The organism is Leclercia sp. S52 (assembly GCF_039727615.1).
Lineage (GTDB): Bacteria > Pseudomonadota > Gammaproteobacteria > Enterobacterales > Enterobacteriaceae > Enterobacter > Enterobacter adecarboxylatus_B.
Genome location: NZ_CP152474.1, coordinates 4,405,726 through 4,420,084, shown reverse-complemented (window position 1 = coordinate 4,420,084; position 14,359 = coordinate 4,405,726). Strand labels below are relative to the sequence as shown.

Sequence of the window (14,359 nt, the reverse complement as noted above, 5' to 3'; positions counted from 1 at the left end):
TTTCTATGACGTCTTTGTATCTCGCTTCCGGCTCCCCGCGCCGTCAGGAACTCCTGACGCAGTTAGGGGTATCTTTTGAACGCATCGTCACCGGCATTGAAGAGCAACGTGCCGAGGGCGAAAGCGCACAACAGTACGTTTCCCGTCTGGCACGGGAGAAAGCGCAGGCCGGCGTGGCGCAGGTGCCGCGTGATTTACCGGTGCTGGGCGCAGATACCATCGTCATCCTTAATGGTGAAGTCCTCGAGAAACCGCACGACGATGAGCATGCGTTTAGAATGCTGCGCAAATTGTCCGGCCATACGCATCAGGTAATGACTGCCGTCGCGCTGGCAGATCGCCAGCACGTGCTGGATTGCCTGGTGGTCACCGACGTCACGTTCAGAGTACTCACAGAAGAGGATATCGCCGGTTATATCGCCAGCGGTGAACCAATGGATAAAGCAGGTGCATACGGTATTCAAGGGTTGGGTGGCTGTTTTGTCAGGAAGATCAATGGCAGCTATCACGCCGTAGTCGGCTTACCGCTGGTGGAAACGTATGAGTTGCTGAGCAATTTTAACTCACTGCGTGAGGGAAGGGATAATTATGACGGCTGAATTGTTGGTAAACGTAACGCCCTCGGAAACCCGTGTGGCCTATATCGATGGCGGAATTCTTCAGGAAATTCATATCGAGCGTGAAGCGCGGCGCGGAATAGTAGGCAATATCTACAAAGGTCGTGTCAGTCGTGTACTACCGGGTATGCAGGCGGCATTTGTAGATATTGGCCTCGATAAAGCGGCCTTCTTACATGCTTCCGATATCATGCCGCACACCGAATGCGTGGCGGGTGAAGAGCAAAAGCAGTTTACCGTTCGTGATATCTCCGAGCTGGTGCGTCAGGGCCAGGATCTGATGGTGCAGGTGGTGAAAGATCCGCTGGGCACCAAAGGCGCGCGCCTGACCACCGACATCACCTTACCTTCCCGTTATCTGGTCTTTATGCCTGGCGCTTCTCACGTTGGCGTTTCCCAGCGTATCGAGAGCGAAAGCGAGCGCGATCGGCTGAAAAAAGTGGTCGGCGCGTACTGCGATGAGCAGGGCGGGTTTATCATTCGCACCGCCGCAGAGGGGATCAGCGAAGAAGATCTGGCCTCGGATGCCGCCTACCTGAAACGCGTCTGGACCAAAGTGATGGAGCGTAAAAAACGCAACCAGACCCGCTATCAGCTGTACGGTGAGCTGGCCCTTGCCCAGCGCGTCCTGCGCGACTTCGCCGATGCCCAGCTGGATCGCATCCGCGTCGATTCCCGTCTGACCTATGACGCGCTGCTCGAATTTACCGCCGAGTACATTCCGGAAATGCCGGGCCTGCTGGAGCACTACACCGGGCGTCAGCCGATCTTCGATCTCTATGATGTCGAGAACGAAATCCAGCGCGCGCTGGAGCGCAAGGTCGAGCTCAAGTCCGGCGGCTATCTGATTATCGACCAGACCGAAGCGATGACCACCGTGGATATCAACACCGGGGCGTTTGTCGGTCACCGCAATCTGGACGACACCATTTTCAATACCAACATTGAAGCGACGCAGGCCATTGCGCGTCAGCTTCGCCTGCGCAATCTGGGTGGCATCATCATCATCGACTTTATCGATATGAGTAACGAAGACCACCGCCGCCGCGTGCTGCACTCCCTGGAGCAGGCGCTGAGCAAAGATCGCGTGAAAACCAGCATCAACGGCTTCTCCCAGCTGGGTCTGGTTGAGATGACCCGCAAACGCACCCGTGAAAGCGTGGAGCATGTGCTGTGCAACGAGTGCCCGACCTGCCACGGCCGCGGCACGGTAAAGACGGTAGAGACGGTCTGCTACGAGATCATGCGTGAGATCGTTCGCGTGCATCACGCCTACGACTCCGACCGCTTCCTGGTCTATGCTTCTCCTTCGGTGGCGGAAGCCCTGAAAGGAGAAGAGTCCCACGCGCTGGCAGAAGTGGAAATCTTTGTCGGCAAACAGGTAAAGGTACAGATAGAGCCGCTCTATAACCCGGAGCAGTTTGACGTGGTGATGATGTAATCCGCAGGGCACTGCGAGACAAGAACGGCTGACAAGGAGAGACGCGTGAGGCGATTGCCGGGGATTTTACTGCTTACAGGGGCAACGCTGATAGTGATTGTCGCGCTGCTCGTAAGCGGGCTGCGTCTCATATTGCCGCATCTGGACACCTGGCGTCCGCAGGTGCTGGCGAAAATCGAATCCGCGACCGGCATGCCCGTCGCGGCCAGCCAGCTCAACGCGAGCTGGCAGAATTTCGGCCCGACGCTGGAAGTGCGCGATATCAACGCGCAGCTGAAAGACGGCGGCTACCTCAAAATTAAGCGCGTGACCCTGGCACTGGACGTGTGGCAAAGCCTGCTGCACCTGCGCTGGCAGTTTCGCGATCTCACCTTTTATCAGCTGCAGTTTCTGACTAACACCCCGCTACGCAGTGACGATCAGGGCGAAGGCTTTGAGGCCAACCGCATCAGCGATCTGTTCCTGCGCCAGTTCGATCATTTCGATCTGCGCGACAGTGAAATCAGCTTTATTACTCTCTCCGGACAGCGCGCCGAACTGGCGATCCCCCAGCTTACCTGGCTCAATGGCAGAGATCGGCACCGTGCGGAAGGCCAGGTCAGTCTCTCCAGCCTGAACGGACAGCATGGCGTGATGCAGGTGCGGATGGATCTGCGTGACGACAATGGCCTGCTGAATAACGGCAAAGTGTGGATGCAGGCCGATGACGTGGACGTCAAACCCTGGCTCGGTGAGTGGGTGCAGCAGAACATGCAGCTGCAAACCGCGCGCTTCAGCATTGAAGGGTGGATGACTCTCACCAATGGCCAGTTCGCCAGCGGCGATATCTGGCTGAAGCAGGGGGGGCGCCAGCTGGCCGGGGAAAGCGCGCCAGCATCAGCTTTCGGTCGATAACCTGACCGCGCACGTCACCCGCGAGAAAGAGGGCTGGCAGTTCGCCATCCCGGATACGCGCATTACCATGGACGACAAGGCGTGGCCGCGCGGAGCCCTGGCTCTGGCCTGGATCCCGGGGCAGGACGTCGGCGGCGCCAACAACAAACGCAGCGACGAGCTACGCATTCGCGCCAGCAATCTGGAGCTGTCAGGCCTGGAGGGGCTGCGAACCATCGCGGCGAAGCTCTCCCCGTCGCTGGGCGAAGTCTGGCAGGCCACCCAGCCGGTGGGGGCGATCAACGCTCTGGCGCTCGATATTCCACTGCAGGAGACGGAAAAAACCCGCTTCAACATCGCCTGGACCGATCTCGCCTGGAAGCAGTGGGAGCTGCTGCCGGGGGCCGAGCATTTCAGCGGCACGCTGCAGGGCAGCGTGGAGGATGGTCGCCTGGTGGCCAACATGCGCGATGCGAAAATGCCTTACGAAACCGTCTTCCGCGCCCCGCTGGAGGTAGAGAGAGGCACCGCCACCCTCCACTGGCTGAAGAACGAGAAGGGTTTCCAGCTTGACGGACGTGACATCGACGTCAAAGCCAAAGCGGTGCACGCCCGGGGGGGATTTCCGCTATCTGCAACCAGCGGGCGATGAACCCTGGCTGGGGATCCTGGCGGGCATCAGCACCGACGACGGATCGCAGGCGTGGCGCTATTTTCCTGAAAACCTGATGGGCAAAGCGCTGGTGGACTACCTGAGCGGTGCTATTCAGGGCGGACAGGCGGATAACGCTACCCTGGTGTATGGCGGTAACCCGCACCTGTTCCCCTACAAGCACAACGAAGGCCAGTTCCAGGTTCTGGTGCCGTTACGCAACGCCACCTACGCCTTCCAGCCCGAGTGGCCCGCGCTGAAAAACCTCGATATTGAGCTTAACTTCATCAATGACGGGTTGTGGATGAAGACCGATGGCGTGGCGCTGGGCGGGGTGAAAGCCAGTAACCTGACCGCGGTGATCCCGGACTATTCGAAAGAAAAGCTGCTGATCGACGCCGATATCAACGGCCCCGGAAAAGCCGTTGGGCCGTATTTTGACGAGACGCCGCTGGATGATTCCCTGGGTGCCACGCTCCAGCAGCTCCAGTTGGATGGCGATGTGAATGCTCGCTTACATCTGGATATCCCGCTCGACGGCACCATGACCACCGCCAAAGGCGACGTCAGGCTGAAAAATAACAGTCTGTTCATCAAGCCGCTGGACAGCACCATTAACAATCTGAGCGGCCAGTTCAGCTTCGTGAATGGCGATCTGAAAAGCGGGCCGCTGACTGCGAGCTGGTTTAATCAGCCGGTGAATATCGACTTTTCCACCACCGAAGGCGAGAAAGCCTATCAGGTGGGGATCAATCTGGATGCCAGCTGGCAGCCTTCTCGGATGGATGTGCTGCCAAAAAGCATCAGCCAGGCGCTGGAAGGCCGCCTGCCGTGGAACGGCAAGGTGGCGATTGAGCTGCCTTATCGTGGCGATGCCCATTACAAAGTGGATATCAGCGGCGATCTGAAGAACGTCAGCAGCGACCTGCCGTCGCCGCTGGAGAAGAGCGCGGGTGAGCCGCTGCCGGTGAAACTGAACGTCGACGGGGATCTCAACAGCTTTACCCTGACGGGCAATGCCGGTAGTAAGAATCACTTTAACAGCCGCTGGTTGCTGAACCGCAAGCTGACGCTGGATCGCGCCATCTGGACCAGCGACAGCCGCACGCTGCCGCCGCTGCCGGAACAGGCGGGCGTCGAACTCAACCTGCCGCCGATGGATGGTGCCGAGTGGTTAGCGCTGTTCCAGAGCGGGGTCGGACAAAATGTCGATGAGTCGGCGCAGTTCCCGCAGCACATCACGGTGCGCACTCCCGCCCTGGCGCTGGGTGGACAGCAGTGGAATAACCTGAGCATCGTCTCGCAGCCGACCCTGAACGGCTCAAAAGTCGAGGCGCAGGGGCGGGAGATTAACGCCACCCTGCTGATGCGCGATACCGCGCCGTGGCAGGCGGAGATCCGCTATCTCTATTTCAACCCGGCGACCGCGACCGCCGGAAAAGGTAATCCTGTTTCGCCGTTAGCCAGCACCACGCGGGTCAATTTCAGCGGCTGGCCTGATTTACAGCTGCGCTGTGCCGAGTGCTGGCTGTGGGGACAGAAGTACGGTCGTATTGATGGCGACTTCACCATTAAGGGCAACACCCTGACCCTGGCGGGCGGGCTGATTGATACCGGCTTTGGCCGCCTGACCGCCAACGGCGAGTGGGTGAACGGCACCGAGCAGCGCACCTCGCTGAAAGGGCAGATCAAAGGCAACAAGCTGGATGCAGCCTCGAACTATTTCGGTATCACCACGCCGATTCGCGGTTCGTCCTTTGACCTCGACTACGATCTGCACTGGCGCGCTCAGCCGTGGAAGCCTGACGAAGCCTCGCTGAACGGTATCCTCAAGACCCGGCTGGGCAAGGGAGAAATCGCCGATCTGAGCACCGGTCATGCAGGACAGCTGCTGCGTCTGCTCAGCTTCGACGCCCTGCTGCGCAAGCTGCGCTTTGACTTCAGCGATACCTTTAACGAAGGCTTCTACTTCGACTCGATCCGCAGCACGGCGTGGATCAAAGACGGGGTCCTTCACACTGATGACACCCTGGTCGACGGGCTGGAGGCGGATATCGCCATGAAAGGCTCCGTCAACCTGGTGCGTCGCGAACTGGATATGGAAGCGGTGGTGGCCCCGGAAATTTCCGCCACCGTCGGCGTGGCAGCGGCCTTTGCCGTGAACCCGATTGTCGGCGCGGCGGTGTTTGCCGCCAGTAAAGTGCTGGGGCCGCTGTGGAGCAAAGTCTCGATTCTGCGCTATCACATCACCGGTCCGGTCGATAAACCGCAGATTAATGAAGTGCTGCGTCAGCCACGCAAAGATGCACAGCAATGATTTGACGCGGGCAATTAATTGCCTCACTCTCAATAGATAAGATCTTAGATACGTCCTGTGGACGGCAACGAACGAGTAGCAAAACGATGAGTCTGAACCTGGTAAGTGAACATTTGCTGGCAGCGAACGGCCTGAGCCATCAGGACCTGTTTTCCATTCTTGGTCAACTGACCGAACGCCGTCTCGACTACGGCGATCTCTACTTTCAGTCGAGCTATCACGAATCCTGGGTTTTAGAAGACAGCATCATCAAAGATGGCTCTTATAACATCGACCAGGGCGTCGGTGTCCGCGCCGTCAGCGGCGAGAAAACCGGTTTTGCCTATGCGGACCAGATTAGCCTGACCGCCCTGCAGCAGAGCGCGCAGGCGGCACGCACCATCGTGCGCGACAGCGGTGACGGCCGGGTGAAAACCCTGGGCGAAGTGCAGCACTCTGCGCTCTACACCAGCGTCGATCCGCTGCAAAGCATGAGCCGGGAAGAGAAGCTGGATATCCTGCGCCGGGTGGACAAAGTTGCCCGTGCGGAAGATAAGCGCGTGCAGGAAGTCTCTGCCAGCCTGAGCGGCGTGTACGAGCTGATCCTGGTGGCGGCAACCGATGGCACCCTGGCCGCCGACGTGCGTCCGCTGGTCCGTCTCTCCGTCAGCGTGCTGGTGGAGGAGGACGGCAAACGCGAGCGCGGCTCCAGCGGCGGCGGCGGTCGTTTTGGTTACGAATGGTTCCTGAACCCGGTCGAAGGCGAAGTGCGTGCCGACGCCTGGGCGAAAGAGGCGGTGCGAATGGCGCTGGTCAACCTCTCTGCCGTAGCAGCGCCTGCGGGCACCCTGCCGGTGGTACTGGGCGCGGGCTGGCCTGGCGTGCTGCTGCACGAAGCGGTGGGTCACGGTCTGGAAGGCGACTTCAACCGTCGCGGCACCTCGGTCTTCAGCGGCCATATGGGTGAGCTGGTGGCCTCTGAGCTCTGCACCGTGGTGGATGACGGCACCATGACCGATCGTCGTGGCTCGGTCTCTATCGACGACGAAGGGACGCCGGGTCAGTACAACGTGCTGATCGAGAACGGGATCCTGAAAGGCTACATGCAGGACAAGCTGAATGCCCGCCTGATGGGTGTGGCTCCAACCGGTAACGGCCGTCGCGAATCCTACGCGCACCTGCCGATGCCGCGTATGACCAACACCTATATGCTCGCGGGTAAATCCACGCCGCAGGAGATCATCGAGTCGGTGGAGTACGGCATCTATGCGCCAAACTTCGGCGGCGGCCAGGTGGATATCACCTCCGGCAAATTTGTCTTCTCGACCTCAGAAGCCTATCTGATCGAGAAGGGCAAAGTGACCAAAGCGGTGAAGGGCGCAACCCTGATCGGTTCCGGCATCGAAGCGATGCAGCAGATCTCGATGGTCGGTAACGATCTTAAGCTGGATAACGGCGTCGGTGTCTGTGGCAAAGAGGGCCAGAGCCTGCCGGTAGGTGTCGGCCAACCGACCCTGAAGGTGGATAACCTGACCGTCGGCGGTACCGCGTAATTTCCTATCCGAAATTCCCTCTCCCTGTGGGAGAGGGTTATTCCTTCCTTCCCCGCATCTCCTGAAACAGCGCCGCCACCTGCACGAAATAGTCCGTCAGATAGTTAATGCACACCTGCACCTTCAGCGGCAGTTTGTCCTTTTCGGTATAGACCGCATACACCGGGCGCGGATCCGACTGATAGCGCGGGAAGAGGATCTCCAGCTCGCCGCTGTTGATCTCGTTGATCACCCACATCAGCGGGACGTAGGCGATCCCGGCCCCGGCCACCAGCCAGCGGGAGATGGTCATCGGATCGTTGGTGACAAAGCGCCCCTGCGGCAGCAGTTTTGTTGAGAGCCCTTCCGGCGCGACCAGCTCAAATTCATTATCCGGGCGCACGCTGTACTCCAGCCAGGCGTGATTGCTGAGATCCGCCGGTTTCTCCGGGATCCCGGCTCTGGCGAGATACTTTTTCGCCGCGCACACCACCATCGGCATACTGCCCAGACGGCGGGAGAAGAGGCTGGAGTCCTGTAATGCCCCGACGCGGATCACCACATCCAGCCCATCGGCAATCAGGTCCGGGGCGGGAATGCCGGTGACCAGATTGACCGTCAGCCCCGGATACTCCTGCAACATCTCGGCGGTCATTTCAGCCAGGACATTTTGTGCCATAGTTGAAGAGCAGCCGATGCGCAGCGTGCCGATGGGGGTGTTGTTAAAGGCGTAGAGTTGCTCATGCACCGCCTGGGCCTCATACAACATCCGCCGACAGCCCTGATAATAAATTTTGCCGGCTTCGGTCAGCCCCAGGCTGCGGGTGCTGCGGTTGAGAAGCTTCACCTGGAGGTCATCTTCCAGTTTGGCGACGGTCTGACTGATTGACGAGACGCTCATCTGCAGTTGCCTGGCCGCGGCGGTAAAGGAGCCCAGCTCAACGACTTTGGCAAAAACCGACATCCGTTTTAGACGTTCCATTATTCACTCTGGCTTAAAAGTGATTTAGATCACATATGATAGATAACAGCATAACAGTTACGCTAATATATTATTAATACATTATAGCTACGCCACTCTCGCCCGGCTTTTCTTGCCCCTTCTGCGGTGCCGTATGCTGAATAATTCTTTCGCCTGCTCGCTCTAATCAAGGTCAACATGAGTCTGTTTCCCGTTATCGTGGTGTTCGGATTGTCGTTCCCTCCGATATTCTTCGAACTTCTTTTATCACTGGCGATTTTTTGGCTGGTGCGAAAGGTGCTGGCTCCAACTGGGATCTATGATTTCGTCTGGCACCCTGCATTGTTCAATTCCGCGCTGTATTGCTGCCTGTTCTATCTGGTATCGCGACTGTTTGTTTGAGGTAGATGTGAAAACGCTAACAAGAAAAATCTCCCGTACCGCCATTACCGTGGCGCTGGTTATCCTCGCGTTCATCGCTATTTTTCGCGCGTGGGTTTACTACACCGAGTCCCCTTGGACTCGCGATGCGCGCTTTAGCGCCGACATCGTTGCCATTGCCCCGGACGTGGCAGGCCTGATCACTGCCGTCAATGTGCATGACAACCAGCTGGTGAAAAAGGATCAGGTGCTGTTTACCGTTGACCAGCCGCGCTACCAGAAAGCGCTGGAAGAAGCGGAAGCGGACGTCGCCTACTACCAGGCGCTGGCCGCGGAAAAACGTCGCGAGGCGGGGCGCCGTAATCAGCTCGGGGTGCAGGCGATGTCCCGCGAGGAGATCGACCAGTCCAACAACGTGCTGCAAACCGTGCTGCATCAGCTGGCGAAGGCCGAGGCCACCCGCGATCTGGCGAAGCTCGATCTTGAGCGTACCGTGATCCGCGCCCCGTCCGACGGCTGGGTGACCAACCTCAACGTCTACACCGGTGAATTTATTACCCGCGGCTCTACCGCCGTGGCGCTGGTCAAACAGCACTCCTTCTACGTGCTGGCCTATATGGAAGAGACCAAGCTGGAGAACGTCCGTCCGGGCTATCGGGCCGAAATCACCCCGCTGGGCAGCAATCGTGTTCTGAAAGGGACGGTCGACAGCGTGGCGGCAGGGGTGACCAACTCCAGCGCCACCCGCGACAGCAAAGGGATGGCGACCGTCGATTCCAATCTGGAGTGGGTGCGTCTGGCGCAGCGCGTGCCGGTGCGTATTCGTCTGGATGAACAGCAGGGCAACCTGTGGCCTGCAGGCACTACCGCTACGGTGGTGATCACCGGCGAGAAAGATCGTGACGCCAGCCATGACTCGCTATTCCGCAAAATTGCCCACCGCCTGCGTGAGTTCGGTTAATCGCCATGGGCATCTTCTCCATCGCCAATCAGCACCTGCGCTTTGCGATTAAGCTGGCCTTTGCCATCGTGCTGGCGCTGTTTGTCGGCTTTCACTTTCAGCTGGAAACACCCCGCTGGGCGGTGCTGACCGCGGCGATTGTTGCCGCCGGCCCGGCGTTTGCCGCGGGCGGCGAGCCTTACTCCGGCGCAATACGCTATCGCGGGATGCTGCGTATTGTCGGCACCTTTATCGGCTGTATTGCCGCGCTGACCATCGTGATCCTGATGATCCGCACCCCGCTGCTGATGCTGATGGTGTGCTGTATCTGGGCTGGTTTTTGCACCTGGATCTCCTCTCTGGTGCGGGTAGAAAACTCCTACGCCTGGGGCCTTTCCGGCTATACCGCGCTGATCATTATCATCACCATTCAGACCAACCCGCTGCTGGCGCCGCAGTTTGCCGTGGAGCGCTGCAGCGAGATCGTGATGGGGATTGTCTGTGCGATCGTGGCGGATCTGCTCTTCTCCCCCCGCTCCATTAAGCAGGAGGTGGATCGCGAGCTGGATGCGCTGATCGTTGCCCAGTATCAGCTGATGCAGCTGTGCATTAAGCATGGCGACAGCGAAGAGGTGGATAACGCCTGGAGCGCGCTGGTGCGCCGTACCACCGCTCTGGAAGGAATGCGCAGCAACCTCAATATGGAGTCGTCGCGCTGGTCGCGGGCCAACCGCCGCCTGAAGGCGCTCAATACCGTCTCCTTAACCCTGATCACCCAGGCCTGCGAAACCTATCTGATCCAGAACACCCGTCCCGAGGCGGTCACCGAGACCTTCCGGGAGCAGTTCGCCACTCCCGTCGCCACCGTGCAGGATGTGCATAAACAGCTGAAACGCATGCGGCGGATCATTGCCTGGACCGGCGAGCGCGACACCCCTGTGACCATCTACACCTGGGTTGGCGCGGCGACGCGCTACCTGCTTCTTAAACGTGGCGTGATCGGCAATACCAAAATCAGCGCCACCGAAGAGGAGGTGCTTCAGGGTGAGGTAGTGGTTAAAGCCGAGTCGGCGGAACGTCACCACGCGATGGTGAACTTCTGGCGCACCACGCTCGCCTGTATGCTGGGAACGCTGTTCTGGCTGTGGACCGGCTGGACATCCGGCAGCGGTGCCATGGTGATGATCGCCGTGGTCACCTCTCTGGCGATGCGTCTGCCGAATCCGCGGATGGTGGCGCTCGATTTTCTGTACGGCACCCTGGCAGCACTGCCGCTTGGCGCGTTCTATTTCCTGGTGGTTCTGCCCTCGACCCAGCAAAGCATGCTGCTGCTCTGTATCAGCCTTGCCGTGATGGCCTTCTTTATTGGTATTGAGGTCCAGAAGCGACGCCTGGGTTCGCTCGGGGCGCTGGCCAGTACCATCAATATTCTGGTGCTGGATAACCCGATGACGTTTCACTTCAGCCAGTTCCTCGACAGCGCGCTGGGGCAGATTGTCGGCTGTTTCCTTGCGATGATGGTTATTCTGCTGGTGCGTGATAACTCCCAGGCCCGCACCGGCCGCGTGCTGCTGAACCAGTTTGTTTCCGCTGCTGTTTCCGCGATGACCACCAACACTGCCCGGCGCAAAGAGAACCATCTGCCCGCGCTCTATCAGCAGCTGTTCTTACTGCTGAACAAATTCCCGGGCGACATCGCCAGATTCCGCCTGGCCCTGACCCTGATCATCGCCCACCAGCGTCTGCGCAATGCACCGGTGCCGGTTAATGACGATCTCTCGGCATTCCACCGCCAGCTGCGGCGCACCGCCGATCATGTGATTTCGGCCACCAGCGACGATAAGCGGCGACGCTATTTTGCTCAGCTGCTTGAGGAGCTGGATATCTACCAGGAAAAACTGCGCATCTGGGAGGCGCCGCGACAGGTGACCGAACCGGTGCAGCGGCTGGTGGGGATGCTGCATCGCTACCAGAATGTGCTCACCGACAGCTGATCCTCCTGAAAACCGACGTCGTAAGCGTCGGTTTTTTTGTGACTATACTTATTCGGGCAAGTACTTAAACCCAGAATGGGAGGATACATGACTACCCAGGCTCTTCAGGACAGTGCGCTATTTCAGACAGGATATCTGGTCGATGGCGTATGGAAAACGCTCGATACCACATTCGATGTACTTAACCCGGCTACCGGCGAGGTGATCGCTAAAGTGGCAAAAGCGGGCACCAAAGAGACCGAAGAGGCCATCGCCGCCGCAAGCCGTGCTTTCCCGGCGTGGCGGGCCAGAACCGCAAAAGAGCGCTCGACCATCCTCTATCGCTGGTATGAACTCATCATTGAGAACAAGCAGTGGCTTGGACAACTAATGACCACCGAGCAGGGCAAACCGCTGAAAGAGGCGGAGGGCGAAGTCGAGTACGCGGCCAGCTTTATTCAGTGGTTCGCCGAGCAGGCCAAACGCGCCAACGGGGAGATCATTCCCCCCGGTTAAACCCGGCTCCCGCATTCTGGCCACCCGCGAACCGGTTGGCGTGGTAGCGGCTATCACGCCGTGGAACTTCCCGATGGCGATGCTGACCCGCAAACTGGGCCCGGCGCTGGCCGCAGGCTGTACCGGGGTGATCAAACCGGCTAACAACACGCCGCTCAGCGCCTTTGCGCTGCTGACCCTGGCGAAAAAAGCGGGCGTCCCGGACGGCGTACTCAACGCGGTGGCGGGCAACACCTCTGAGATAAGCGATGCGATCATGGCCAGCCATGAGGTGCGCAAAATCTCCTTTACCGGCTCGACGGCGGTCGGCAAAACGCTGATGCGCAATGCCGCCGAAACCATGAAAAAAGTCTCGATGGAGCTGGGTGGGAACGCGCCCTATATCGTTTTTGACGATGCCGATATTGATGCTGCGGTAAAAGGGGCCATCGCCAACAAATTCCGTAATGCGGGTCAGGTCTGCGTCAGCGTTAACCGCTTCTATATTCAGGAGTCGGTGTATGACGCCTTCGTCAGCCAACTCGCCGCCGCCGTAAACGCCTTAAAAGTGGGTAACGGCCTGGAGGAGGGCACCGTTGTCGGGCCGCTCATTGAACCTGCCGCGGTAAAAAAAGTGCGCGAGCATGTCGAGGACGCGGTCGCCAAAGGGGCGAAGGTACTGGCAGGCGGAAAAGCGCACGAGCTGGGCGGTAACTTCTGGCAGCCGACGGTGTTGGGCGATTGCTATGAAGGGATGGCGCTGGCCAGTGAAGAGACCTTTGGGCCCGTTGCAGCCTGCTTCCGTTTTACCTCCGAAGAGGAGGTTATTCAGCGCGCCAATAATACGCCTTTTGGCCTGGCCGCCTATTTCTATACCCAGAATCTGCAGCGGGTGTTCCGCGTTTCACAGGCCATTGAGAGCGGAATGATCGGGATTAACGAATGCGCGGTCTCCACCGAGCTGGGGCCTTTTGGCGGGGTGAAAGAGTCAGGGCTGGGACGTGAAGGTTCAGTACTGGGCCTGGAGGAGTTCCTTGAAGTGAAAACCCTGCATATCGGGGGGATTATAATCGGCAGGGCGGCATCAGCCGCCCGCCTGGACGGGGTGGCGGGAAATGAATATCTATACGTTTGATTTTGATGAAATCGACAGTCAGGAAGACTTTTACCGTGAGTTTTCACGTACCTTTGGCATCGCGCGGGAGAGCGTGACAAACCTGGATTCTCTGTGGGAGATCGTGACCGGCAACCAGCTGCCGTTACCGCTTGAAATCGAATTTACCCATTTGCCGGAGAAGCTGCGCAGGCGTTTCGGTGCGCTTATCCTGCTATTTGATGAGGCGGAAGAGGAGCTGGAAGGTCAGATCCGCTTTAACGTTCGTCCGTAAAAAGGCAAAAAAAAAGCCCCTGCGAGGCAGGGGCAAGTCGTAGGTCAATACGACGAGGGTTTATTTGTACAGCTCGGCCGTGGCATGCCAGTGGTCGCCTGTATTCAACTCGGTAATGCGATAGCTGCTGGCGCCGGCTTTTTCAGCTTTTGCTGCCAGGGCCTGACGGACATCCATTGGAGAACCGGCAACTTCGGTAACGCCTACGCTACCCAGTGATTGCAGGCCTTGTGCTTGTTCCGCGGTAACCTGATGCACAGCTGCGCTGGCACCGAATGAGAGAACGGAAGCTAAACCAAGGGTGGCGATGATTAATTTAGTGTTCATAGTCTTTACTCCTTACTTACAGGGCACGTTCAACGGCGAGAAGGGTTATGCTGCTATTTTTATGCCTGGTGTCGTTGAACTGAGATAACGGGTATTTCGGGTTGTGCGCGGTACGACTTATTTGTAGAGCTCAGCAGTGGCATGCCAGTGGTCACCGGTACGCGCTTCGATAACGCGATAGGATGAGGCACCCTGTTCCTGCGCTTTTTCTTTCAGCATCTGATTCATGTCCATCGGAGAAGTACCGATTGCACCGACAGAAACGGTACCGATAGATTCACGGGACTGGGCCTGCTCGGCGTTAATCGCATCGGCAGCAAATGCACCGAAAGACAGAACAGACAGAATGCTTAGTGTGGCTACGGTAGTTTTGATTTTCATGATTCTCTTCCTCGTCATATTCTTTACTGGGGTCTTCGTTTCGTGACCCTCATCACAAAATCAAGTATACACTAATAACGGCAAAAATTAATACCATGCTAA

10 protein-coding genes and 2 pseudogenes are annotated in these 14,359 nt (G+C 58.4%); 9 read left to right on the top strand and 3 right to left on the bottom strand.

The genetic code is table 11. The features are described 5' to 3' along the window. Positions 1 to 5: 5 nt before the first annotated feature. From AAHB66_RS21175 to tldD, 4 genes and pseudogenes are all read left to right on the top strand, one after another. The gene (locus AAHB66_RS21175) at positions 6 to 599 is read left to right on the top strand and encodes a nucleoside triphosphate pyrophosphatase (RefSeq protein WP_347114424.1); all 594 of its coding nucleotides are present in this window, start codon (positions 6 to 8) and stop codon (positions 597 to 599) included. Further along, positions 589 to 2,058 (top strand): ribonuclease G, encoded by a 1,470-nt coding sequence (rng, locus tag AAHB66_RS21170; protein WP_142487291.1) that lies wholly within the window; start codon positions 589 to 591, stop codon positions 2,056 to 2,058. The genes AAHB66_RS21175 and rng overlap by 11 nt, the downstream gene beginning before the upstream one ends. Positions 2,059 to 2,103: 45 nt before the next feature. Further along, positions 2,104 to 5,900: pseudogene (gene yhdP, locus AAHB66_RS21165) on the top strand (AsmA2 domain-containing protein YhdP). An 86-nt stretch (positions 5,901 to 5,986) separates the two neighbouring features. Next, positions 5,987 to 7,432, top strand: a complete 1,446-nt coding sequence (gene tldD, locus AAHB66_RS21160; RefSeq protein WP_347114423.1) for a metalloprotease TldD — start codon at positions 5,987 to 5,989, stop codon at positions 7,430 to 7,432. A gap of 37 nt (positions 7,433 to 7,469) precedes the next feature. Here tldD and aaeR read toward each other — a convergent pair whose 3' ends face one another. Then, on the bottom strand, positions 7,470 to 8,393 hold the full coding sequence (aaeR, locus tag AAHB66_RS21155) for an HTH-type transcriptional activator AaeR (RefSeq protein WP_337017531.1): 924 nt from the start codon (positions 8,391 to 8,393) through the stop codon (positions 7,470 to 7,472). Between the two features lie 177 nt (positions 8,394 to 8,570). Here aaeR and aaeX point away from each other — a divergent pair, with 177 nt between their 5' ends. The 5 genes and pseudogenes from aaeX to AAHB66_RS21130 all read left to right on the top strand — a co-directional run bounded on the left by aaeX (position 8,571) and on the right by AAHB66_RS21130 (position 13,549). Beyond that, a complete protein-coding gene (gene aaeX / locus AAHB66_RS21150) occupies positions 8,571 to 8,774 on the top strand; it encodes a p-hydroxybenzoic acid efflux pump operon protein AaeX (protein WP_032614553.1) in 204 nt (67 codons plus the stop codon). A 7-nt stretch (positions 8,775 to 8,781) separates the two neighbouring features. Beyond that, positions 8,782 to 9,714, top strand: coding sequence for a p-hydroxybenzoic acid efflux pump subunit AaeA (aaeA, locus tag AAHB66_RS21145; protein WP_347114422.1), 933 nt, complete (start codon positions 8,782 to 8,784; stop codon positions 9,712 to 9,714). Positions 9,715 to 9,719: 5 nt separating this feature from the next. After that, positions 9,720 to 11,687 (top strand): p-hydroxybenzoic acid efflux pump subunit AaeB, encoded by a 1,968-nt coding sequence (gene aaeB / locus AAHB66_RS21140; protein ID WP_347114421.1) that lies wholly within the window; start codon positions 9,720 to 9,722, stop codon positions 11,685 to 11,687. A gap of 87 nt (positions 11,688 to 11,774) precedes the next feature. Further along, positions 11,775 to 13,227 (top strand): annotated as a pseudogene (locus tag AAHB66_RS21135) (NAD-dependent succinate-semialdehyde dehydrogenase); the annotation flags it as partial. A 49-nt stretch (positions 13,228 to 13,276) separates the two neighbouring features. After that, entirely contained in the window at positions 13,277 to 13,549 is a 273-nt protein-coding gene (locus tag AAHB66_RS21130; RefSeq protein WP_142487284.1) for a barstar family protein, read from the top strand. A 60-nt stretch (positions 13,550 to 13,609) separates the two neighbouring features. On the opposite strand, the gene yhcN (AAHB66_RS21125) is transcribed toward AAHB66_RS21130, so the two are convergent. Both yhcN (AAHB66_RS21125) and yhcN (AAHB66_RS21120) read right to left on the bottom strand, forming a co-directional pair. Continuing rightward, on the bottom strand, positions 13,610 to 13,876 hold the full coding sequence (gene yhcN, locus AAHB66_RS21125; RefSeq protein WP_032614544.1) for a peroxide/acid stress response protein YhcN: 267 nt from the start codon (positions 13,874 to 13,876) through the stop codon (positions 13,610 to 13,612). 117 nt (positions 13,877 to 13,993) lie between these two features. Then, positions 13,994 to 14,257, bottom strand: a complete 264-nt coding sequence (gene yhcN / locus AAHB66_RS21120; protein WP_347114419.1) for a peroxide/acid stress response protein YhcN — start codon at positions 14,255 to 14,257, stop codon at positions 13,994 to 13,996. Positions 14,258 to 14,359 lie beyond the last annotated feature (102 nt).

Excerpts from the sequence above, each read along its gene's own strand:
- AAHB66_RS21175 (WP_347114424.1), top strand. The coding sequence starts at position 6 with ATGACGTCTTTGTATCTCGCTTCCGGCTCCCCGCGCCGTCAGGAACTC.
- rng (WP_142487291.1), top strand. The coding sequence starts at position 589 with ATGACGGCTGAATTGTTGGTAAACGTAACGCCCTCGGAAACCCGTGTG.
- tldD (WP_347114423.1), top strand. The coding sequence starts at position 5,987 with ATGAGTCTGAACCTGGTAAGTGAACATTTGCTGGCAGCGAACGGCCTG.
- aaeR (WP_337017531.1), bottom strand. The coding sequence starts at position 8,393 with ATGGAACGTCTAAAACGGATGTCGGTTTTTGCCAAAGTCGTTGAGCTG.
- aaeX (WP_032614553.1), top strand. The coding sequence starts at position 8,571 with ATGAGTCTGTTTCCCGTTATCGTGGTGTTCGGATTGTCGTTCCCTCCG.
- aaeB (WP_347114421.1), top strand. The coding sequence starts at position 9,720 with ATGGGCATCTTCTCCATCGCCAATCAGCACCTGCGCTTTGCGATTAAG.
- AAHB66_RS21130 (WP_142487284.1), top strand. The coding sequence starts at position 13,277 with ATGAATATCTATACGTTTGATTTTGATGAAATCGACAGTCAGGAAGAC.
- yhcN (WP_032614544.1), bottom strand. The coding sequence starts at position 13,876 with ATGAACACTAAATTAATCATCGCCACCCTTGGTTTAGCTTCCGTTCTC.
- yhcN (WP_347114419.1), bottom strand. The coding sequence starts at position 14,257 with ATGAAAATCAAAACTACCGTAGCCACACTAAGCATTCTGTCTGTTCTG.